Annotated in this window: 17 protein-coding genes and 4 pseudogenes; 10 read left to right on the forward strand and 11 right to left on the reverse strand. The window is 66.8% G+C overall.

From position 1 onward, the window contains the following. Nucleotides 1-49: 49 nt before the first annotated feature. On the forward strand, nucleotides 50-784 hold the full coding sequence (locus BGP79_RS09030) for a tyrosine-protein phosphatase (RefSeq protein ID WP_076694656.1): 735 nt from the start codon (nucleotides 50-52) through the stop codon (nucleotides 782-784). A gap of 36 nt (nucleotides 785-820) precedes the next feature. Here BGP79_RS09030 and BGP79_RS09035 read toward each other — a convergent pair whose 3' ends face one another. Beyond that, a complete protein-coding gene (locus BGP79_RS09035) occupies nucleotides 821-2,218 on the reverse strand; it encodes an MFS transporter (protein ID WP_076694657.1) in 1,398 nt (465 codons plus the stop codon). A gap of 127 nt (nucleotides 2,219-2,345) precedes the next feature. Between BGP79_RS09035 and BGP79_RS09040 the strand changes: the two genes are divergently transcribed. Next, nucleotides 2,346-2,942: a GNAT family N-acetyltransferase gene (locus tag BGP79_RS09040; protein ID WP_076694659.1), complete on the forward strand. Its 597-nt coding sequence runs from the start codon at nucleotides 2,346-2,348 to the stop codon at nucleotides 2,940-2,942. Between the two features lie 1,181 nt (nucleotides 2,943-4,123). Here BGP79_RS09040 and BGP79_RS09050 read toward each other — a convergent pair. Further along, nucleotides 4,124-4,699: pseudogene (locus BGP79_RS09050) on the reverse strand (excinuclease ABC subunit A); the annotation flags it as partial. A gap of 192 nt (nucleotides 4,700-4,891) precedes the next feature. Here BGP79_RS09050 and BGP79_RS09055 point away from each other — a divergent pair. The 4 genes and pseudogenes from BGP79_RS09055 (at nucleotide 4,892) to BGP79_RS16940 (ending at nucleotide 8,775) form a co-directional block, all read left to right on the forward strand. Then, nucleotides 4,892-6,085, forward strand: coding sequence for an alcohol dehydrogenase catalytic domain-containing protein (locus BGP79_RS09055; protein WP_076694662.1), 1,194 nt, complete (start codon nucleotides 4,892-4,894; stop codon nucleotides 6,083-6,085). A 91-nt stretch (nucleotides 6,086-6,176) separates the two neighbouring features. Continuing rightward, on the forward strand, nucleotides 6,177-7,142 hold the full coding sequence (locus BGP79_RS09060; RefSeq protein WP_076694663.1) for a helix-turn-helix domain-containing protein: 966 nt from the start codon (nucleotides 6,177-6,179) through the stop codon (nucleotides 7,140-7,142). Between the two features lie 147 nt (nucleotides 7,143-7,289). Continuing rightward, nucleotides 7,290-8,435 (forward strand): annotated as a pseudogene (locus tag BGP79_RS09065) (IS30 family transposase); the annotation flags it as partial. Then, the gene (locus BGP79_RS16940; RefSeq protein WP_076694666.1) at nucleotides 8,344-8,775 is read left to right on the forward strand and encodes an integrase core domain-containing protein; all 432 of its coding nucleotides are present in this window, start codon (nucleotides 8,344-8,346) and stop codon (nucleotides 8,773-8,775) included. The pseudogene BGP79_RS09065 and the gene BGP79_RS16940, both read left to right, overlap by 92 nt. Before the next feature lie 59 nt (nucleotides 8,776-8,834). Here the strand turns inward: BGP79_RS16940 and BGP79_RS09075 are convergent, their stop codons facing one another. The 3 genes from BGP79_RS09075 to BGP79_RS09085 form a co-directional block, all read right to left on the reverse strand. Beyond that, on the reverse strand, nucleotides 8,835-9,464 hold the full coding sequence (locus tag BGP79_RS09075) for a bifunctional 4-hydroxy-2-oxoglutarate aldolase/2-dehydro-3-deoxy-phosphogluconate aldolase (protein ID WP_076694667.1): 630 nt from the start codon (nucleotides 9,462-9,464) through the stop codon (nucleotides 8,835-8,837). Continuing rightward, nucleotides 9,461-10,420 (reverse strand): sugar kinase, encoded by a 960-nt coding sequence (locus tag BGP79_RS09080; protein WP_158067164.1) that lies wholly within the window; start codon nucleotides 10,418-10,420, stop codon nucleotides 9,461-9,463. The genes BGP79_RS09075 and BGP79_RS09080 overlap by 4 nt, the downstream gene beginning before the upstream one ends. Before the next feature lie 76 nt (nucleotides 10,421-10,496). Further along, the gene (locus tag BGP79_RS09085) at nucleotides 10,497-11,693 is read right to left on the reverse strand and encodes a mandelate racemase/muconate lactonizing enzyme family protein (RefSeq protein WP_076694671.1); all 1,197 of its coding nucleotides are present in this window, start codon (nucleotides 11,691-11,693) and stop codon (nucleotides 10,497-10,499) included. A 182-nt stretch (nucleotides 11,694-11,875) separates the two neighbouring features. Between BGP79_RS09085 and BGP79_RS09090 the strand changes: the two genes are divergently transcribed. Then, nucleotides 11,876-13,183, forward strand: a complete 1,308-nt coding sequence (locus BGP79_RS09090) for a GntP family permease (RefSeq protein WP_233121323.1) — start codon at nucleotides 11,876-11,878, stop codon at nucleotides 13,181-13,183. A gap of 87 nt (nucleotides 13,184-13,270) precedes the next feature. Then, entirely contained in the window at nucleotides 13,271-13,990 is a 720-nt protein-coding gene (locus BGP79_RS09095; RefSeq protein ID WP_143588352.1) for a FadR/GntR family transcriptional regulator, read from the forward strand. 4 nt (nucleotides 13,991-13,994) lie between these two features. On the opposite strand, the gene BGP79_RS09100 is transcribed toward BGP79_RS09095, so the two are convergent. The 5 genes and pseudogenes from BGP79_RS09100 to BGP79_RS09120 all read right to left on the reverse strand — a co-directional run. Then, entirely contained in the window at nucleotides 13,995-14,999 is a 1,005-nt protein-coding gene (locus BGP79_RS09100) for an IS481 family transposase (RefSeq protein ID WP_076694674.1), read from the reverse strand. 327 nt (nucleotides 15,000-15,326) lie between these two features. After that, a pseudogene (locus tag BGP79_RS09105) lies at nucleotides 15,327-15,893 on the reverse strand (transposase); the annotation flags it as partial. 151 nt (nucleotides 15,894-16,044) lie between these two features. Further along, on the reverse strand, nucleotides 16,045-16,401 hold the full coding sequence (locus BGP79_RS09110; protein ID WP_233121298.1) for a DinB family protein: 357 nt from the start codon (nucleotides 16,399-16,401) through the stop codon (nucleotides 16,045-16,047). A gap of 105 nt (nucleotides 16,402-16,506) precedes the next feature. After that, a complete protein-coding gene (locus tag BGP79_RS09115; protein WP_198928451.1) occupies nucleotides 16,507-17,619 on the reverse strand; it encodes a low temperature requirement protein A in 1,113 nt (370 codons plus the stop codon). Between the two features lie 377 nt (nucleotides 17,620-17,996). Next, nucleotides 17,997-18,125, reverse strand: a pseudogene (locus tag BGP79_RS09120) (DDE-type integrase/transposase/recombinase); the annotation flags it as partial. Nucleotides 18,126-18,188: 63 nt separating this feature from the next. On the opposite strand from BGP79_RS09120, the gene BGP79_RS09125 reads away from it, so the two are divergent. Next, nucleotides 18,189-18,773: a recombinase family protein gene (locus BGP79_RS09125; protein ID WP_198928452.1), complete on the forward strand. Its 585-nt coding sequence runs from the start codon at nucleotides 18,189-18,191 to the stop codon at nucleotides 18,771-18,773. A 99-nt stretch (nucleotides 18,774-18,872) separates the two neighbouring features. Here BGP79_RS09125 and BGP79_RS09130 read toward each other — a convergent pair whose 3' ends face one another. After that, nucleotides 18,873-19,313 carry a hypothetical protein gene (locus tag BGP79_RS09130; protein ID WP_143588354.1) on the reverse strand — a complete coding sequence of 147 codons (441 nt, stop codon included), beginning with the start codon at nucleotides 19,311-19,313 and terminating at the stop codon, nucleotides 18,873-18,875. A gap of 423 nt (nucleotides 19,314-19,736) precedes the next feature. Here BGP79_RS09130 and BGP79_RS09135 point away from each other — a divergent pair, with 423 nt between their 5' ends. Beyond that, on the forward strand, nucleotides 19,737-20,849 hold the full coding sequence (locus BGP79_RS09135; RefSeq protein WP_233121300.1) for a YeiH family protein: 1,113 nt from the start codon (nucleotides 19,737-19,739) through the stop codon (nucleotides 20,847-20,849). Nucleotides 20,850-21,349 lie beyond the last annotated feature (500 nt).

Here is a 21,349-nt window from a genome sequence, read left to right on the forward strand (position 1 = left end):
GTGGAGTGCGGGGTACTTCGAGTAACGAGAGAGTTGATAGCCTCCCGGCATGGGAGTGAGCACGCCGCAGTGGGAAGGTGCCATCAACGTCCACGATCTCGGTGGGCTGCCGGTGGCCGGGGGAGGGCGCACCGCGGTGGGGCGGTTGTTCCGTTCCGGGCGGACCGAGACGATGACCACCGCCGGGTGGGTCCAGTTGCGGGCCGACGGCGTGAGCACCGTGATCGACCTGCGCAACGACGACGAGCGGGGCAGGCGGGAGACCGACGCCGTCGTCGCCGATGGCGCCCTCGACGGATTGAACCGGCTGGAGCGGCCCACCGAGGATCCCGACCACGTCGACTTCAAGCAGCTGTGCTGGCCGTACCTGAACACGCCGAAGTTCTATGCCGACAACCTGCGGCTGTGGCCGGAGCGCTTCGTGCGGATCGTGCACGACATCGCCGTCGCGCCGCCCGGTGGCATTCTTGTGCACTGCTCCGGCGGGCGCGACCGGACCGGCCTCGTCGTCATGCTCCTGCTGCAGTTGCTCGGAGTGCCGCACGAGACCATCGCCGATGACTACGAGCGCGGGGTGCGCGCGGCCAACGAACGCTTCCGCGTCATCGACCACCCGGTCGAGCGCTACCGCACGCCCGAGCAGCTCGACGCGTGGGTCGCGGAGACCCGCGAGCACCTGCTCCGCACCCTCGACGAGATCGACGCGTCCGCGTTCCTGCAGCGGGCCGGCCTGTCGGCCCGCGACGTGGACGCCATCCGCAGCCGGTTCACCGAGGGCGACTGAGTCCGTCGTCACCGCGCATGAGCGACGACGACGGCCTCACGGCCGCGACCGCGGACCCGTCTCCGTGGTGGCGGCGACCCTGGTGACGGCGTCGTCGAAGGACGAGACCTTCGGGTGTCGCTTGCCCGGGACGAAGAAGATGTACACGACCAGGGACAGGGCGATGGCGATCGTCACGTACGCGAAGAGCCACTCCTTGTGCCCGGCCGCCGAGAGGGACTCCCCGATGAAGGGAACCGTGCCGCCGAACAGCGAGTTGGCGACGGCATAGGCGAGCCCGACCCCGAGCGCGCGGATGGACGCCGGGAACATCTCCGCCTTCACGATCGCGCTCACCGACGTGTAGAGGGCGTTGATCGTCAGGCCGGCCAGCATCAGCCAGAAGGCGGCCATCGCGTCCGTCACGCCTGCGAGGGTGGACATGATCGGCCAGGTGAACGCCGTGCCGAGGACGCCGAAGGCGATCAGCTGGGCCTTGCGGCCGATCCGGTCCGAGAGCGCGCCGAACACCGGCTGCAGCAGCATGAAGATGAACAGCGCCCAGAAGTTGATCACCGAGGTCTGCGTCTTCGGGATGTGGGAGACGTTGTTCATGAAGCTGAGGATGTAGGTGGTGAAGAGGTAGAACGCCATCGTCCCGCCCATCGTCAGGAACACGACGACGAGGAACGGCTTCCAGTGCTGCGTGAACAGCAGTTTCAGACTGCCGGGACGGGCGGCGAGGCCGTGACTGGCGGCGTCGGCGGCCGAGGACGCCGCCCTGCGCTGCTCCTCGGTGATGGTCTCGTCCATCGTCCGGCGCAGCCACAGCACGACCAGGGCGGCGAGCGCGCCGATGAAGAAGGGGATGCGCCAGCCCCAGGCGGTCAGCGCCTCCGAGCCCAGCGTGTTCTGCAGGATCACCAGGGTCAGGAGGGCGAGCACCTGGCCGCCCACGAGGGTGACGTACTGGAAGCTGGAGAAGAAACCGCGCCGACCGGCGGTGGCCGCCTCGGACATGTAGGTGGCGCTCGTGCCGTACTCGCCGCCGACGGAGAAGCCCTGGAGCAACCGGGTCAGGTACAGCAGCACGGTGGACCAGACGCCGATCTGGTTCAGCCCGGGCAGCACGCACATGATCAGCGAACCCGCGCACATCAGGGTGACGCTGAGGGTGAGGGCGGCCTTGCGCCCGCGCTGGTCGGCGAAGCGGCCGAAGAACCAGCTGCCGACCGGGCGCATCAGGAAGGTCAGCGCGAACGTGAGGTACGCGTCGATCTGGGCCTGGGCCGGGTCCTTCTGGTTGAAGAAGTACGTGGCGAAGTAGGACGAGAACGCCGCGTAGACGTAGAGGTCGTACCACTCGATGAGATTGCCGGCCGAGCCCTTGAGCGTGTTGCTGATCGCTCTACGGGTCCGGGCGCTGTTCGCGGGTGCTGCGGTACTGGTGGACATGGAATCCCCTCGTCGGCGCTGATCGAGGACGGACTGCCGCCCGACCGCTCTCAGGCTACTCCCAGCTTGATGCGGCGATGTCAGCGGTCCTCCTTGAGGGCGGCGGCGGGCCGGTACCGTCGTCGTCATGACCGACTTCGCCCCCGTGACCCTGCGCGGTGACCTCGTCACCCTTGAACCGCTCACGCTCGAGCACCACGACGACCTGGTCGAGGCCGCCACCGACGGGCAGCTGTGGACGCTCTGGTACACGACGGTGCCGCGGCCCGATCGCATGCGGGCGGAGATCGCGCGGCGGCTCGCGCTGCAGGAGGCAGGGTCGATGGTCCCGTTCGTCACGCGTCGGAACGCCGACGGTGTGGTGCTCGGCATGACGACGTTCATGCACATCGACCGCGCCAATGTGCGGGCGGAGATCGGGTCGACGTGGAATCGGGCGTCGGCGCAGCGGACCGGCACGAACACCGAGTCGAAGCTGCTGTTGCTCGAGCACGCCTTCGAGACGCTCGACTGCATCGCGGTCGAGTTCCGCACGCACTGGATGAACCAGCAGTCCCGCGCGGCGATCGCCCGGCTCGGGGCGAAGCAGGACGGGGTGCTGCGCAACCACCAGCGGATGGCGGACGGTTCCCTGCGGGACACCGTCGTCTTCTCCATCACCGCCTCGGAGTGGCCGGCGGTGCGGAACGAACTGCGCCGGCGGCTGGCGGCGCACCAGCGCTGACGGCCCTTGCGGCAGTGTCGAGGGTGTTGCAGAAAGGGCCCCGTTGCGGGCATCGTCATCGGGCGGGTCTATCGGACAGTGGCCTCTGACGTGGGGCGACGATGAGCGCGCGAGACGATGCCCGCCCGGTAGACGTTCGTCTATCGGGCGCCTTCAAAAGGCCAGTGGGCGGGATGTACGAATGGGACAGCCACGACTTGAACATCGTCTTCGTACGTGACCCGACCCGGGTGGCGGGTGCGCAGTTCCGTCCATCGGACGTCGTATCGGTCTAGCAGAGCGAGGTAGTCCTCGGTCAGCCTGAGCAGCCTCACTGCGTCTACCTTGAACCACGACCGCGCGCCTGGATGTAAAGCAGGGTCGTAGCAAGAGGGCACCAGCTTGGTCGGATCCGCATACGCAGCTTCCATCGACCGGTTTGCGTCAGCAAGCCACGTTGCGTCAGCGACGCTGAGGGCATCCGATCGCGCGAGGCCGTTTGCCATAGCGAATAAGCCAGGGTGACGTCCTCGACGGTTGGGGACGGCGCTCTGGAATCGAATGAAAGGGCCCACCCGCCAAACGATAGGACCTCTCGGGACAAGCGTGGAGCGGGTCTTTGAGCCTTCGTCTATCGGGCGATTGGCCGAGCCAGGAGCCGTCGGGAAGCGTTGCGTGCTTAGATGTGAGCGAGTAGAGCCGAGGGACGCTCCACTTGACCGGTGTTCGTGGGTTGCGAAGGCCCCGAGCGCTCCAACTGAGTCACATCTTGGGGGAGTTTCATGTCGGATCCGAGTGGGCGCAATCCCGGACCGCCGCGCGGGTCGACGCGTGCCGTCTACATCCTCGTCATCGCTTCGGCGACATGCGTCGCTCTCTCCGGGATTTGGGGAGTCGCGCGCGGCGGAGGCGTGATCCCATGGTTCCTGGCCGCCGCTGGCCTGGTGATTGTTTTCGTCGGTGTGTACCGCATGATGACCGAGAGCCGAGCGCGCTAGAGACGGTTCGCCGCAACTCGTCTCGAGAGCAATCGCCTGCCCAGTCGACGTTCAGGCTTCGTGAAGGTTTTGAAACGCCCGATAGACCATCGTCTATCGGGCTGCTGGGACCGATTCGCGAGAGTCTAGGGTTGGTCTCTTACGCGTCGTACGGTAGCTGTTCGCCTATCGCACACTCCTCCACAGGTGACGACAGATGCAGAGCCGCCAGGCAGGAGGCCATGAGGCGATGGCGCGGTCGCGGATCGTCAGCGAGGGGTCGGGCACCATTTGTTCTTCGGTGACCTCGAAGACACGTCCGATGCCGTGGCAGGTGGGGCAAGCCCCTTAGACGGTGTTGGGTGAAAAATCCTCGGCATAGAGCATCGGCTGACCGGGCGGGTAGGAGCCTGCGCGGGAGTACAGCATTCGCACCAGGCTTCCCAGGGTCGTCAGTGAGGCGACGCTAGAGCGGGCGTTGCCGCCGCCTCGCTGCTGCTGCAGTGCGACGGCCGGGGGCATTCCCTCGATCTCGTCGACGTCGGGTACCCCTGCTTGATGGATGAGCCGACGTGCGTAGGGCGCAACGGACTCCAGGTAGCGGCGCTGCGATTCGGCGAACAGGGTCCCGAATGCCAAGGACGACTTGCCCGAACCCGACACCCAGATGAACACCACGATCGCGTCACGAGGCACGTCCAGGTCGACGTTCTTGAGGTTGTTCTGCCTGGCCCCGCGAACCATGATGCCGTCGTGCCACGACTCGCGGTCGAGTGGCTGGTCGGATGTTCGCGCTGTCATGGCAGGGACTGTAGTCACCTGCGTACACTGCAGGGTGCTGGCACGAACGGTCACAGCAGTGGCACGCATGGGCCGTGACAAGCCGGGTGAGTCGCTCTAGCGTGGAAGGGCACGAGCAAGTGCGCCAACCCCAACCACGCGACAGGACCGGCGGAACGCCTGGCCTGTCGCGAAGAGGAGGAGCTGACAGTCATGGCATCCAATAACCGTTCCGTGGTGTACGAAGGCCCGAAGGACTTCCGGGTGCAAGACCTGGACTTCCCGAAACTGGAGATGCCCAACGGCGAGAAAGCGCCCCACGGCGCCATCTTGAAGATGGTCGCTACCAACATCTGCGGGAGCGACCTGCACATCTATCGCGGCTCGTTCCCCTTCAAGCAGGGCGCGGTCCTCGGCCACGAGATGACCGGCGAAGTCATCGAGGTCGGTTCCGACGTGCACTTCCTGTCGGTAGGCGACCTGGTCTCGGTGCCCTTCAACGTGGCCTGCGGGCGCTGTCGCAACTGCCGCGCCGGACGCACCGAGGTGTGCGAGACCACCAACCCTGACGCCGCGTGCGGCGCGTACGGATTCAACCTCGGCGACTGGACCGGCGGGCAGGCCGAATACCTGTTCGTGCCGTACGCCGACTTCCAGCTGCTGCGCTTCCCCGATAAGGACCAGGCCATGGACAAGATCCTGGACCTGGCCGTGCTGTCCGACATCCTGCCGACCGCTTTCCACGGCCTGATGGAAGCCGGGGCCAAGCCGGGATCAACGGTCTACATCGCCGGCGCCGGCCCGGTCGGCCGGTGCGGCGCCGCGGCGGCCCGACTGCTCGGAGCCTCATGCATCATCGTCGGCGACTACGACCAGGACCGTCTGGACCTGGTGAAGAACAATGGGTGCGAGACCATCGACCTGAGCAAGGACATCCCGCTGACCGATCAGATCGAAGCGATCCTGGGGGAGCCCGGGGTCGACTGCGCCGTGGACTACGTCGGATCCGAAGCACACGGCATCGGCGCCCAGTCCGATGAACTGATGCCGGAGGCGGCGATCAATCAGGTCCTCGACGTCACGCGTGCTGGTGGTGCGACTGGCATCATCGGCGTTTACGGCCCGGACCCGCTCGCGCCGACAAAGGCGATGCAGGAAGGCGTCTTCCCGCTCGACTTCGGCAAGGCCTGGATCAAGTCGCCGCACATCACTGCCGGTCAGGCCCCCATCATGCGCTACAACCGTGAGCTGATGATGGCCATCCTGTGGGATCGCATGCCGTACCTGAACGCGATGCTCAACCCCAAGGTGATCTCGCTGGACGAGGTGCCGCACGCGTACGAAGTCTTCAACGAGGGATCGGCCGACAAGTACATCATCGACCCGCACGGGATGCTCGCCTCCTGAGCAGCCGACACCAGTACCAGCGTGAAAGGTTCGCGGCCGGCAGCAAGCGCTGCGGGCCGCGAACCTTCACTGAGACCCGTAGGACGTCGTCGTGCCAGCAGACAAGGGAGAACCGCGGGTCACTCATTGGTCGATCTCCGATCAGTCGCCCCAGGATGCGATCGACTACTGGCGTGAGATCAGGCGTCGCGCCTACGTCGACGTCGTCTGCGATCCCACCACCGCGCAGCTTCAAGCCGATGTTGTTCGGGGCGACTACGGGTCGTTCGCTCTGTCGACGAAGCGAGTCTCAGGTGACTACGCCCGCCGGGGTCGGACAGAACTGGCTCAGGGGCACGAGAGCTACGAAAACCTGTTCGCCATCTTCCAGATCTCCGGCACAGGGGTCCTCGAGCAAGAGGAACGCACCGCTACGATGCCACCTGGATCGTTCGCCGTGTACAATAGCTCGCTGCCCTTTTCGATGTACCACGACGGACCCTACCGCCAGGTCGTCGTACATCTCGACGCTGACAACGCCTACGCGTTGGCCGGCCTGAAGCGCAACTCCGACCTCCTCGCGGTCACGATGGAGTGCGACGGCGCAATGTCCGCCATCGCAGCGTTCTTCATCAACTTCGCGGCCATCCAGCAGCACGACCCGGTCGGCGTGGAGTACCTCGTGCCACACGCAGCAGCCCTGGCCTCCACCCTGCTCGCTTACGCCGCTCGGACCCAGGACCCGGAACTTCCCGACTTCCTCAAACACGACCAGATCCGAGCTTTCATCCGCACGCATCTGGCGGATCCGTCTCTCAACGCCGACGACATAGCCACCGGCGCACACCTCTCCCGCCGCAGCCTTTATCGCCTCTACGAAGGCGCCGACACTTCAGTCATGCAACTCGTCCGGAGCCTACGCATCGAGACTGCCAAACAGCTCCTTCACCGCTACCCCGATCGGCCACTCAGCAGCATCGCCCGCGAAACCGGCTTCCGCACCACCAGCAACTTCCATCGGGCCTTCCGTTCTGTCACACAAATCACGCCTGGCGAATATCGAGAACGCCGCAACTAACCGCAGTCTGGACGACCCCCTGCAACTTCCCCGCGCCATCGTGCAGTCGAGCCATCTCCGTCTACGAAGAGCCTCAGTCCGTGCGACCAGGGTTGGTCTATGGGATGACCTGAATGCAGGAAGGTCCGAAAAAGACCGATTCTGACGCTCACCTCGGCCGAAGCGGCGCCGACGGTGGGCGTGTCCGTGCCGGTCGGGAGCCGCTGGTTTCGCCACGCTGGCGGCATGCCTCCTATTTCCTTGGCCGAGCCCACTGGGCGGTACCTCTCGTTCGAAGAGAGCGAGGAGATCGCGCTGCTGCACGCTCAACAGGTTGGGGTTCATGAGATCGCCCGCAGCATTGGCCGCGACCCGGCGACGATCTCCCGCGAGCTGCGCCGTAACGCGGCCACCCGCAGCGGGAAGCAGGAGTACCGACCGTTGGTGGCGCAGTGGAAGGCCCAGCAGGCGGCGAAGCGCCCGAAGACGGCAATATTCGTTACCAACGCCAGGCTGCGTGAGTACGTCCAGGAGCGGCTCGCGGGCAACGTTCGCCGACCGGACGGCGCCATCGTGGCCGGGCCGGAGACGCCGGGGTGGAAGGGGCTGAACAAGCCGCACCGGCAGGACCGGCGGTGGGCGAACGCGTGGAGCCCGGAGCAGATCAGCCACCGGCTGAAGCTGGACTTCCCGGATGACGAGTCCATGCGCATCAGCCACGAGGCGATCTACCAGTCGCTGTTCATCCAGGGCCGGGGTGCGCTCAAACGCGAGCTCGTGACCTGCCTGCGGACCGGGCGTGCATTGCGCCGGCCGCGAGCTCGAGCACAGAACCGGCCGAAGGGGCATGTGACCGCCGACGTCGTGTTCTCCAAGCGACCCGCCGAGGCCGCTGACCGGGCCGTGCCCGGGCACTGGGAAGGCGACCTGATCATCGGAACCGGCCGGTCAGCGATCGGCACGATCGTCGAACGCAAGAGCCGCTCGACCCTGCTGGTGCACCTGCCGCGGCTGGAAGGCTGGGGCGAGATACCGCCGGTGAAGAACGGCCCGGCGCTGGGCGGTTACGGCGCCACCGCGATGAATGCGGCGCTGACCGCGTCGATGGCGAGATTTCCTGCTCAGCTGCGCAAGACACTGACGTGGGACCGCGGCAAAGAGCTCTCCGGGCACGCCCAGTTCGCGTTGGAGACGGGCACCAGGGTGTTCTTCGCTGACCCCCATGCGCCCTGGCAGCGGCCGACGAACGAGGGCACCAACGGGCTGCTGCGTCAGTACTTCCCCAAGGGCACCGACCTGTCCCGGTGGTCCGCCGGGACCGATTGAACTCAGGCAGTACACTGCGCTGCGCTACGCCGAGCGGCTCGCCGAGGTCGGCGCTGTCGCCTCGATCGGGACCGTCGGCGACTCGTACGACAACGCCCTGGCCGAGTCGACGATCGGGCTCTACAAGACCGAGTGTGTCAAGATCGACGGCCCGTTCCGCACCGCCGACCACCTCGAACTCGCCACGCTGTCCTGGGTGCACTGGTTCAACGAGAACCGGCTGCACTTATCGATCGACTACCGCACGCCCATCGAGGCGGAGAACGACTACTACCGTCAGAACAATCCCCAGCACCACCCGGCGCTGGGAGAACCCGCCCTCCACTAAACCCGGGGCGGTTCAGTGACCAGTGAGAGAGTTTCGTGGAGGGCGACGTCGAGAAGGAGCTATCGCTCTTGCTGAGGGGTGCGCAGGATCTCGGCGAGGATGTCGCTCTGAACGGGGTCGTCGAAAGCTGCGCCCACGGCGACGACACGCACTCCGGCCTTGAGGAAGGCAGGGGCGTTGCGCGCATCCATACCCCCGGTCGCGACGAAGCGCTGGTCTGGGAAGGGTGCGAGCACCGCTCGCACCCACTCCGCGCCGAGCACCGACGCCGGGAACGCTTTCGTCCACAGCATTCCCTCGCGACGCGCGGCGAGCACCTCGCTCGGGGTGCTGACACCGGGAAGGTGCGGCAGCCCGCGCGCCGCGCTCGCGCGCGCTACCTCTAGGGAGAGACTAGGCGATACCGTGTAGGCCGCGCCGGCCGCGGCGACTTCCTCGAGCTGTTCGACATCGACGATGGTGCCGGCGCCCACCTTCCGTCCACGCTCGAGACCTGCCGCGGTGACCGCGCGAAGGGCGGGGAGAGCGTCCGGGGTCTGAACCGGAATCTCGACGTGGACGACCCCGATGTCCCACGCACGAGTCGCGCGCGCGACGGCATCTGCCGGTGCCAGATTGCGGAAGACACCCATGATGGGTTGATCGAGGAAGAGCTCGTCGAACTCGCGCGTGTGGAAGGTGTCGGTCATTTGGTGCTCTCCTGTCGTGCGAACGGTTTCGGTCGGTGCCCGGGGCGGACGTCGTCGACTCCCCCGATCGTCCATGCGGCTGCGCGGTGCCCGCGGTTGAGCCGGCTGGGGGCGTCCTCGCCGCGGAGAAGACCCGCCAGGTAGCCGCCTGCGAACGCGTCCCCCGCGCCGACGAGTTCGACGACGTCGACCGGTGCCGGCTTCACGGTCGTGACGCGCGGCTCGTCCGCACGGCGATCGACTTCGACGGCGGAGACGTCACCGTCCTTGACGACGACGATCGTCGGTTCCGACAGCAGCCCGATGATGTCGTCGACGGACGGCACGCCCCAGAGCGCTTCCGCTTCATCGCGTCCGACCAGGACGATGTCGGCCCGTTGCGCGAGCGCGAGCAGTGCTCCCGCGGCATCGCGGTCGCCCCATAGTTGCCGGCGAAAGTTGACGTCGAACGAGATCGTCGCACCGAACCTGTCCGCTTCGACGAAGAGTGCGTCGACGAACTCGGCGGTCGTGTCCGAGACGGCCGCGAGAACCCCCGACGTGTGCACGATCAACCCGGGCCCGAGTTGGACGGTTCGAGCGTCCTCCGCCGACAGCCGAGACGCCGCGGACCCGGAGCGGTAGTAGTGCGAACGTGCTCCGCCGCCCGCAGCGCGCTCCTTGTAGTAGATCCCTGTCGGAGCGGCTCGATCAACAGCCACGATCGACGTGTCGACGCCATCCGCCTCGAGGACCGTCATCACCCGTTGACCGAATGGATCATCGCCCACCCGCGACATCCATGCTGTGGCCACGCCCTGTGCGCTGAGGTGGCGAGCCACGTTCGCCTCGGCTCCGCCGACGTGCACGGAGAGCGTCGATGACAGCGGCGGGCCGGTCGGATCCACATCCGTGAGCATGACCATCGCCTCGCCGGCGCACAGCACCTCGAATCGCATCAGTTCCTCGTCATGCATGTGTGGGGGACTCATCACGGCCGATCAGCTGCCCACCGCCGCCGGTGAGGAGAGCTGGTCGGGCCGCCCAGGGACGTCATGCCGCTGTGCTCCGGATGTCGCTGCCGCCCACCCGGTACCGTTCCACCACTGCGGGGTCGACGTCGACGCCGAGCCCCGCACCAGCCGGCACTCGTACGTATCCGTCGACCAGCTCGAACTCACTCGTGAGGAGGTCGTCGCGGAGCGGGTTGCGGGTGCGGTCGAACTCGACGACGGGCTCATTCTGCAGCGGACGCGGAACGTGCGTGTAGGGCGCGAGCGGGAGGGCGGCGCACACCTGCAGCGCAGCGGCAAGAGCGATGCCCGATCCCCACACGTGCGGGATGGTGCGCAGGTTGTGGGTCGAGGCGAGGGCCACGATGCGTTGCACCTCGGAGATCCCGCCGCACACGCAGATGTCGGGCTGGATGATGTCGACGCATCCTCCGGCGATGAAGTCGCGAAACCCGTACCGCGTGTACTCTGCCTCGCCGCCCGCGATCGGGATGTCCAGGCGCGAACGCACCCGCGCGTACCCCTGCCGGTCCTCCGGCGGAACGGGCTCTTCGAAGAACTGGAATCCGTGGTCTTCCAGGACACGGCCCATCGCGATCGCGGAACTGGAGTTGTAGGCGTGGTTGGCGTCGGCGAGCAGAGTGAAATCGTCGCCGAGGGCCTCGCGGACGGCGATCACCCGGCGGGCGTCGTCGCGGACGTCCAGCAGACCGACTTTGATCTTCAGCATGCCGAAGCCGTCTGCCGCGTACCCCGAGACGGTGTCGGATAGCTCGTCGAGGTCTCGTCCGGGCACGAACCCCGCCGAGGAGTAGTACCCTCCGGTGCCGTAGGCCTTCACGCTCTTGCGGAACCGTCCGCCGATGAGCGTGGAGACAGATGTGTTCAACGTCTTGCCCATGATGTCCCAGAGGGCGATGTCGATCGCGCTGATCGCCTCGATGTACGGGCCCTTCTGCCCGTAGTCCCGAGTCGTCGAGTACAGCAAGTCCCAGATGACGCCGGGGCTCGCATCGGGGGCAGCCACCAGCCGACCGGCCAGAACGTCATCGATGCAGCTCTGCACCGGTTCAGGCGGCCCGTACTGACCCCCTTCACCCCACCCGACGACGCCGTCGGTGGTGGTGAGACGGACCAGGAGGCTCGTCCGCTCGGGGAACTGGGCCTGCGAGGAGTAGAACGTGTCCGCACCGAGAGGGGTGCGGAGCACAAAGGTCTCGACGCGCTCGATCTTCATTGAGTGTCCTTCCGACGTCTACCTCAGCGTAACAGTCCTCAGATGACTCAGCCAAGTTCCAACCCTTGCAATTTGCGGTGAATGGATAGATTTACCGTGTCCCTCTATGGTTAAGTGATCTGAGGAGTCAGTCGGACTCGAGTCTGAAAGCGGTGACAATGATGTCGGCAACCTGGTTGATCGTGCTCTTCGTCGTGGTGTTCGTGGCGATTGCGCTGGTGATCGTGCGATTGAAGGTGAACCCGGCCCTCGCGCTGTTGCTGGGAACGATCGTGCTGGGCCTGGCCTCGGGAATGGGCTTCGAGGACGTCGTCACCGGCGTGAACGAGGGCTTCGGTGCCCTGATGGCGGAAGTCGGTCTGCTCATCAGCCTCGGCGTCATCATGGGCACGCTCATGGCCAGCTACGGCGCCGTGCAACGCATCGTCGGCGGGATCGTCGGCCTGTTCGGCAAGAGAGCATCGCCGTACGCGTTCAGCCTCACGCTGTCGACCATCACGCCGTCGATCTACTTCGATGTCCTGCTGGTGCTCGTCGCACCCATCGCGCGCACCGTTGCCCATCGCACGGGCCGCCCTGTCGCATCTCTGGCGGGCCCGGTCGCCATGGGTCTGGCAGCGGGCAACGCCCTCGTGGTGCCGGGCGCTGCCATGCTCGCCTATCTCGGAGCTCTGCGCATCTCCCCCAGCAAGATGCTCCTTCCCGGCTTCCTCTTCGCGATCCCGGCCGTCTTGCTCACGACGTTCCTGTACCTGCTCGTGATCGAACGGCTGCGCTGGTGGAAGGCGGCCGACGAAGACACTCGTGACGAGGCAATCCTCGTTCCGGAGGAGTCCGAGGCACCGAAACTCGGCATGCTCACAGCGCTGGCGCCAGTGCTCGTCGTCCTCGGACTGATCGTCACCGCGATCGTCGTGCCCCTGTTCGGCGTCGAGGTGCCGGTGATCGCCTTCCTCGGGTCGCCCGTCATCGCCCTGCTCCTCGGAACCCTCACGGCCCTGATCATCACGGTCGCGAAGCGTGGACTGGCCGCCCAGGACATCGAGGTGGGCAAGGCGCTCGAAACCGTGGGCACCATCCTCGTCGTCACCGCGGTCGCCGGATCGCTCGGCGCCATCATCGCCGGAACCGGCATCCAGGAAGTGCTCTCCGGCCTCCTCGGCGCCAACGCCGTACTGCCGCTGCTCGCAGTGTGGGCGATCGCCGCGATCTTGCGTATGGCGATCGGCGGACAGACCGTCGCCGGAATCACCGCGATCGGCATCATGGCACCCCTCATGGGCGACCTGGGCGTCTCGCCCATCCTGGTCGTCCTCGCCGCGGGCGCCGGCGGCTGCTTCGGCGGGCAGTTCAGCGACAACGCCTTCTGGATGCTGCGGAGCCTGTTCGGGCTCTCCACGCGCGGCACCCTCAAGACGTACACGCTGGCTCAGTCGATGCTTTCGCTCGTCGTGCTGGTCTTCGTGTTGATCGCAGACATCTTCGTCTGAGCGCAACCGGCGCTCGACATCCACCGACGGAGGCGCGACACGAGGTGAAGTAGAGTGCACAGCAAAACGCAGGAGGAGCACCCGCCCGTGGAAGTTGCCGAAGGGTCGATGTCCGCCGACCATCGTGGAGCACGACGCAAAGTCTCCGATGTCGCCGCCGAGCAACTCGAACTGAAGATCACCTCAGGCGAGTACCCCGCGGGCACGAAACTCGCCGCCGAGCCCGCCCTCGCGAAGGAATTCGGCGTCGGACGCAGCTCGATGCGAGAGGCCGTGCGCACCCTGTCAGCGGCGGGCTACCTCCGCAGCTCCCATGGCAGCGGAGTCTTCGTCGTGAGCGACCGCCCCGTCAACACGGCGATCAGCGACCGCACCCTGTCAGGCGGCTACACGATGACTGACCTGCTCGAAGCACGAGAAGCGATCGAAGCGCGCAGCGCCGAGCTGGCCGCCGCGCGCATATCCGATCATCATCGCGAGGTGATCCAATCCATTCTTGCCGCCGCCGCGCCCAGGGAGGTGTCGCAGCAGGTATTCGTGACGCTGGACGCGCAGTTTCACCGGCAGATCGCCGAAGCGAGCTCCAATCCACTCCTCCTCGACATCTGGGATTCGATCGCGCCCCAATTCCTGCAGTACTCGCTACGGGTCATCACAATCCCAGGCCGACAACGACACGCGCACCTCGATCACTGCGACATAGCGGAGGCAGTATTCGCCGGCGACTCGGAGAACGCAGCACGTCTCGCCCGCGCTCACGTCGACGCGGTGCGGCAGGAACTGCGCGCACTGGACAATATCCGTTAGTCAGCTAGCTGTGGTGTCCAGGGAGGTTGGTCAGTCGGGTGATGGGTGGTTGGCCTCCGGTTGCGGTGTGGGGTCGATGGTGATTGTAGAAGTGCAACCAGCCCGGTAGGGCGTTCCGGCGTTCGGTTTCGGTGGAGTAGAAGCGGGCGTAGGCCCACCCGTCGGCCAGGGTGCGGTGGAAGCGTTCGATCTTGCCGTTGGTCTGGGGCCGGTAGGGCCGGGTCCGTTTTGGGGTGATCCCGAGTTCGGCGCAGGCGTCGGCCCAGGCGTGGGAGAGGTACGCGGCCCCGTTGTCGGAGAGCACGCGTTCGACGGTGACGCCGTGGTCGGCGTACCAGGCGACCGCCCGGCGCAGTACCCCGACGGCGGTGGCGGCTTTCTCGTCGGCGCAGACCTCGGCGTAGGCGACGCGGGAGTGGTCATCGATGACGGTGTGCAGGTAGGCCATGCCGACCCGGCGGCGGGTGGGCCGGGGCCGGTCCCCGGCGTTGGCCCGGGTCAGGGTGGTGGCCCGGTTGCGCACCCCGGTGGCCCGTCCGGTGAACCGCCAGCCTCCGCCGTCGGGGATGTTGCCGAACTTGGTCACGTCCACGTGGAGCAGGGACCCGGGGTGGTCGTGTTCGTAGCGGCGTAGGGGTTCGCCGGTGACCCGGTCGATCCGGGCCAGCCGGTTGAGCCGGCACCGGACCAGGACCGCGTGCACCGTCGAGGCCGGCACCCCGAGCCGCCCGCCGATCTGGACCGGGCCCATCCGGTGCCGCAACCGCAGGGACACGATGGCCCGGACCAGGCGGGTCGGGGTGCGGGTCGGTGACCGGTGGGGCCGGGAACTGCGGTCGACCATCCCGGCGGCCCCTTCGGCTCGGTACCGCTTCGCCCACTTCTTCGCGGTCCTGGGCGTGGTCAAATACATCTTCGCGGCCGCGGTGAGCGTCCACCCCTCATCGACGACGAGTTTGGCCAGCCGTAACCGGGTGATCGGGGTCAGGACAGCGTTAGCGTGGGACATGAAGGCCTCCGGGTCGTTGAGTGGTTCCTTGACAGCTCCACTTCACATCCGGAGGCCTTCATCTGTCAGCCCCCACTCACCGCCCCAGAACGGGACAACGTCCCTGGACATCACAGCTAGCTGTACTCAATTGATCTCCGGCGCGCGGATCCACATTCGCATGCCGGCTTGGGCACCACACCATCGGATGGGTCAGCAGCAGCCGGTGAGGGGGAGAGATGGCCCCGACGACGCAGCTGGGAAATCTTCAACGGGATAGCTGTCGTCCGCAACGTCTTCCCCGAACTCGCCCCGTTCACGCAATCCCTCGAGCACTATCCCGGCTCTTCACAATCCACGGTGTAGTTGGGGTCTGAATCCGCCGGTTTCCAGGAGCGATCTGGCGATGTAGTGGGTGAGGTTCCGGAAGCCGAGGGCGCTTCCCCGGAGGTGTTCCAGCCGGCCGTTCAGGGCCTCGGTGGGGCCGTTCGACGTGCCGGGCCGGTCGAAGTAGGCCAGGACGTCGACGGTCCGCTTTTTCAACGTCCGGCCGAGGACGATGACCTCGGTCAGCGCACCGGGGACGCTGCTGGCGGTGGCGTCGATCAGGGCCTGCATGCGGGCCTTGCCGCGGACGGGATCGGGTTCACGGTAGGCGGCGATCATCTGTTGGTAGACGCCCCAGGTGGCTTCGACCTCGACGTGGTCGTCGGTGGCGAACAGCGCCTCCAGACGGGTCTTCTGTCGGTCGGTGAGCAGGTCCGCTCCGGTGTGCAGGGTCCGCCGCGCCCGGTACAGCGGGTCGGTGGCCCGGCCGCGGTGACCGTGGAGTGTCTGCTGGACGCGGCGCCGGCAGCGGTCGAGGGCATCCCCGGCCAGCCGGACGACGTGGAAGGGATCCATCACCGCGGTCGCTCTGGTCGGCACTGCCCGCCCTGATGGAGGGGATCTTCACGAGGTCGAACGACTAGAGCGCCCACTCGTAGATCTCGCGAGACCGCGCATCCGTGCCCTTCCACAGTCCCATTCCCCGTGCAGGGAATATTGCGGCGACGACCGTGGTCGTTCAGCGCCCCTGGGCCGCGGCGTCGTCGAGGGCGTCCAGGTCGCGCAGGGCGTAGCGCAGGTGCTCCCACTCCTCCTCGAGGATCACGTGGAAGCACGAGCGCACGGTCTCCTGATACTCGGGGCTCCACGGGTGGCGGCGTTCTTCGTCCAGGCCGACGTCGTCCACGGACGCCAGGAACTCGCGGACCTGGGCCAGGCGCTCGGACCGTACCGCGAGCACCCCCTCGTAGGGCGGGGGCGTGGACGCGAAGAAGTCGAGGTCGACACCATCGTCCTCCGCACCCGCGCGGGGCTGGCCGAGCGGGTGGAACGGCTCCCCGGCGCGCCGCTGCGTCCCGCAGGCCCCTGCCGACAAAGCGGGCACCCTCGAGCTTCAGCGAGTCGGGAACTGCGGACACGTCTTCGAAGGTGCCAACCGACCCCTGGATTCATTGTCAGACACGCCCTAGGCGTTCCGACCTCAGTGGACTTGGCCGGCGACTGCGGGACCGATCCGCGGCCGTCGCACGAGTTCGCACGTCAGGCGCAGGGCGCCGACCGCGGTGAGAGCCGTCAGCACTGACCATGCGGGCATGGTCAGTGCTGACGGGATGATGAGCAGGGATGCGGCCGCCGTGAGGAGGCGGTCCAGCACGAGCTGATGGTGATCGCGCCATCGGTAGGCGGCATCGGCGGCGTAGAACAGGCCCACCCCGCCACTGAGGGCGATCGCCGGCAGCAGCGGTAAGGGGTCGGACACGTGCTCGAGCGCCGCGCTGGCGCCGAAGCCGAAGAAGGCGACCCCGGCGACCAGGGGAAGGTGGAGGTAGCTGTAGGCGTCGCGGGCCAGTCGGGCGCGTTCGGACCCGTCGGCGTCTTTGAGGCGTTGCTCGGCGCCGGCGGTCAGACCGAAGTAGGTCCACCACAGCGAGGCGGCGATCAGGACTCCGAGGACGGTGGCGGCGAGCACGACCGGTTGCTGCAGGTGCTCGCTGGCCCCGGTGCCCAGCCCGACGACGGCTTCACCGAGCGCGATGATGATGATGTTGCCGTGGCGCTCGACGAAGTAGGAGGGCACCACCCGGAAAACCTCGACCCCGGCGACCAGGGGTCCGCCGAAGTCGATGATGGCTGCACCGATCCAGAGCAGCTCTCGGTAGGGGGATGGGAAAGCGGCGGCGACGGCGATCAGGACGGGTGCGATGAGCAGGCTCGGGACCAGCCGCAGTAGGCCTGCACGGAGGTGTTCGTCGTCGTGGGAGGCGGCCACGACGAACAAGACCAGGTGGATGACGCGGATGGTGAGCAGGGCAAGCCCGAAGACGAGGGCTCCGGTGCTGAACGCGGTCGGGAGTGCGCTTGCGGCCAGCAGCATCGCAGCCATGGCGGCGATGACCAGGCAGCGAAATACCACCCGATTCGTGGTGAAGGTGTTGGTGAGCCACGTGTAGCAGACCCAGGCCCACCACACCGCCAGCAGGCCGAGCACACCATGACCGAAACCCCGCCACGAAACGTCGTCCCGCACCAGCTCGGTCAGCTGCGCCATCGCGTACACGAACACCAGGTCGAAGAACAGCTCTAGGTCGCCCACCGACCCGCTGCCGCTGTCCCGCGCGCCGGCCTCGCTGCCCGGCTCAGAGTTCTCTGGCGACGATCCCGCCGGCGGCTGCGCCGGCCAGGACCACAATGACCATTGCTCGTTTCATGTGCTACCTACCTCCAGGAGGGTCGCGGGTAGTGAGATGCCGGGTGTCGAGCCTGCAATTAGCCCCGCCTGCGCCATGTGGCGTACCGGGGCTGCTTACGAGCGGTTTCCGGCGCCGGTGGGCTGGGCGGCCTGGCTGGACGGTACCACGATGGCGGAACAGCGGGCCGGGAGGTCATCGGGTGAGCGGCTGGGTGACCAGGTTCCCGTCTCGGGCAACCTCATGGTCCACCACGTTCGCGCTGTCCCACGTTTGAGCGTCCGCCACGGCGGGCGACGGCCATGGTGAGCGCGTCCACGGCGAGCTGGGCGGTCATGTGGCGATCGATCGAGTACCCGACGATCCGGTTTGAGAAGACGTCCTTGACCGCGCACAGGTAGAGCTTCGAGTCCCCGGCCAGCGCAGTTGGAGTTCGCGTCGTTGGCCGGGGAGCCACAGGCGATCGCGGAGGTTGGTGGACACCGGCGACATCGGAGATCGCTCCGGACTGTCGGTCGACTGGGCAGCTTGGTCGCTGGTGGTGTGCAGCCGGAAGATTTCCGGCGGCTCTCGCACCGACCGGACCGCACTGCTCGACTGCATCGGGTACGTCCGTGACGGAGACATCGTCCGCGTCGCATCGATGGACCGGCTCGCCCGCTCCCTCGGTGACCTGCGAGACATCGTTGACGAGATCACCGCGAAGGGCGCCTCGGTCGAGTTCGTCAAGGAACAGCAGACCTACAGCCGCGACACCGACGACGCGATCGGCCGGCTCATGCTCAACCTCCTCGGCGCGTTCGCCGAGTTTGAACGCACCCTCATCCGCGAACGCCAACGCGGAGGCATCCGCATCGCCAAAGCCGCCGGCAAGTACAAGGGCCGGGCGCGGAAGCTCACCGACGACCAGATCGCCGAAGCCCGACGACTCGTCAACACCGGGGTGCCGAAGACGGCGGTCGCACGCGAACTCGGCATCGACCGCACGACGCTGTATCGGATGCTCGCAGTCCGTCCCGTCGCCGCCGACGGCGACGGGACGGCCGCCGACCGTGCGTAGTGTTTGTGGCCAGCGTCGATGGATCAGAAGCGACCCAGTCTCCAATTTGCTCGGCGAGCGGTGCCGGCACGGGAAGTCAGACGGATCGCTGGCTTGCCATCACTCCCGGCGTACGAGGCTGACTGCGGCGACCAGCGCGCCCCAGGCGACAGCGACCAGCACGACGAGGAACGGGGCCGAGACATGCGCCGCTGTGAGCAGCGCGGCGATCCAGACACTCGCGATGGCCCCCGTACCGGCGCTGAGCCCTCCCATCACCGCGGCTGCCGCGCGGCGGGAAACATCGGTCGAAAGCGGAAAGACCAGCAGCGAGCAGATAAGCGAACCGCCCAGACCGGGAACCAGCATCGTCCAGAAGAACGCCGTCGCCGAGCCCCATTGATCCGGACTGTCCCCGGCCCAGTGCACAGGAATTCGGGTCGGCGCTCCGGTCCAGATTGTCCGAACGAGCACGAGCAAGAGCGGCGGAATCCACGACAGCGTCGCCGCAACAATCAGCGCTGGTTCGACACGACGACGAGACTGCACACCCTCAGCCATCCGTTGACCGTACCTCACCAACTGCGCGGCGGCGTTGCGTGAAGTGGTGTCTCTCCGATCCTCTGCCGAGACAATCCGAGGTAAGGGGGACTGCTGCAGCAGTCCCTAACACGACCGGTGCATGACGTATCTCCTATGTGGAACTAGTGAACGGCCGGCGCGACGCGTTTGGCATCAACACCCAGGAGCAGCAGTGCAACAGCAAGCGGTGCGTAGGTAACGACGTCAGCCTGAGTGAACGGCTCTCCCAGTGCCAGCACCGAGACCAACACCAGCAGGTGAGGCAATCGCTTCTATCACCGCGCGAGTATTTCAGCAGCCACTGCACCTGCCGATGATCGGCCGAGGTCAGATCGTCGTCGACGTGGCCGACAGCGAGAGCTGACCGGAGCATCTGGTCCTGAGCACGGCAGCAAGACCAGCTTGTCGGCCGACAACGAGCCGATGCTTGCCCGGCTCGAGGCGAGATGGGAAGGTTGCAAGGTGACCGTCCGTTCCCTTGCTCAGTTTCGTTCGTTAGTGCCGGGACTTGTCCTCGCCGTCGCGATTGGGATCGTCGCCACTTTCGTGGGGCGCGCCGTCCCGGTAGTCGGGGGGCCCGTCCCCGCGGTCGTCGTCGGTGCCCTTGTGGGGTGGCTGGTCCGACGGCGCCAGGGTGGCGGTCTTGGTGTCCTGCAGTCCGGGGTCCGGTTCGCGTCGAGCCGGGTCCTGCAGGCTGCGGTCGTCCTGCTCGGCGCGCAGCTTTCCATCGGGGAGGTGCTGCGCATCGGCGGGCAGACGTTGCCGGTGATGCTGACCACGCTGGTGGTGTGCCTCGTCGCGGCGTGGGGGATCGGCCGTCTGCTGCGCGTATCTGACGCGCTCCGCACCCTGATCGGCGTCGGGACCGGCATCTGTGGTGCGTCCGCGATCGCGGCGGTCACACCGGTAATCGGTGCCGTCAGCGCGGATGTTGCCTACGCGATGTCGACAATTTTCCTGTGCAATATCGCCGCCGTGTTCGTCTTTCCCCTGGTCGGTCACGCGCTCGGCCTCTCGCAGCACGCCTTCGGCGTGTTCGCGGGGACCGCGGTGAACGACACCTCGTCGGTTGTCGCGACGGCGACGGTTTACGGCCGTCAGGCAACCGACACCGCCGTTGTCGTGAAGCTGGTGCGCACTCTCATGATCATCCCGATCGTGGTTGGGCTGGCCGGACTGGAGGCACGACGCACCACCCGCGAGCAGAGCACGTCGGGCGACAGTGCCGGACGCGCCGGCGGCATCCGGATCTTCCGACTGGTGCCGTGGTTCCTGATCGGGTTCCTTGTGGTCGTGTTCCTCCGCACCGTCGGGCTCCTTCCGGCGGCCGCGGCCCCCGCCCTCGGGTCGGCGGCGACCTTTCTCATTACCTGCGCCCTCGCAGCAATCGGGATCTCCACGGACTTCAGCGCGCTGCGCCGAGCCGGGTTTCGGCCGATGCTGCTCGGCATCATCCTGTGGGTGCTTGTGGCCGCAACGAGTCTCGGCGTGCAGGCGGTCTTCAATCAGCTCTGAGCGGAGCGTCTCAGCGGGTAGCGGTCGATCGAGCAGTGTTGAGCAGGAGGGCGGCGGCACCGGACGGTGACCGGTCCGGATGCCAGACAGCAGTGAGAGGCCGGGCCAGCCGAGCGTCGGCGATGTGCACCTGCACCAAGCGGCCGAGCGCAAGGTCATCCCGTACGGCGAGGGTGGACAAGACCCGCAGGTCCGACACTTTGAAGCACCTTCAGTCCTTCGCGCAGCTCGAGCAGGGACCGGCTTGTGGGCGCGTCGTCGTTCGTTTCGCTTCACCGCGTGAAGGGCGCAAGCGGACTCCTCCGGTCTCGTGACGGGCGTTCACGCCGGATACCTGTGACTCCGTCGACACGCTGTCCTGAGGGGCGGGACCCAAATTCGTTGTGTGGTCGAGCGGAGGTTTCCTGCGGATCTTCCGCGCGGCGTCCAGAGTTGCGAGCGCTTCCCCGAAGATGAGCGGGTCTAAGTGCTTCAGGTTGATGTGCGCCAACTTCTGATGC

The sequence above is a fragment of the Tersicoccus sp. Bi-70 genome (assembly GCF_001968825.1).
GTDB lineage: Bacteria > Actinomycetota > Actinomycetes > Actinomycetales > Micrococcaceae > Tersicoccus.

What these genes read in the sequence shown, in the direction of transcription:
- BGP79_RS09030 (WP_076694656.1), top strand. Translation starts at nt 50, where the DNA reads ATGGGAGTGAGCACGCCGCAGTGGGAAGGTGCCATCAACGTCCACGAT.
- BGP79_RS09035 (WP_076694657.1), bottom strand. Translation starts at nt 2,218, where the DNA reads ATGTCCACCAGTACCGCAGCACCCGCGAACAGCGCCCGGACCCGTAGA.
- BGP79_RS09040 (WP_076694659.1), top strand. Translation starts at nt 2,346, where the DNA reads ATGACCGACTTCGCCCCCGTGACCCTGCGCGGTGACCTCGTCACCCTT.
- BGP79_RS09055 (WP_076694662.1), top strand. Translation starts at nt 4,892, where the DNA reads ATGGCATCCAATAACCGTTCCGTGGTGTACGAAGGCCCGAAGGACTTC.
- BGP79_RS16940 (WP_076694666.1), top strand. Translation starts at nt 8,344, where the DNA reads ATGCGCCCTGGCAGCGGCCGACGAACGAGGGCACCAACGGGCTGCTGC.
- BGP79_RS09075 (WP_076694667.1), bottom strand. Translation starts at nt 9,464, where the DNA reads ATGACCGACACCTTCCACACGCGCGAGTTCGACGAGCTCTTCCTCGAT.
- BGP79_RS09080 (WP_158067164.1), bottom strand. Translation starts at nt 10,420, where the DNA reads ATGCATGACGAGGAACTGATGCGATTCGAGGTGCTGTGCGCCGGCGAG.
- BGP79_RS09085 (WP_076694671.1), bottom strand. Translation starts at nt 11,693, where the DNA reads ATGAAGATCGAGCGCGTCGAGACCTTTGTGCTCCGCACCCCTCTCGGT.
- BGP79_RS09100 (WP_076694674.1), bottom strand. Translation starts at nt 14,999, where the DNA reads ATGTCCCACGCTAACGCTGTCCTGACCCCGATCACCCGGTTACGGCTG.
- BGP79_RS09130 (WP_143588354.1), bottom strand. Translation starts at nt 19,313, where the DNA reads ATGGCTGAGGGTGTGCAGTCTCGTCGTCGTGTCGAACCAGCGCTGATT.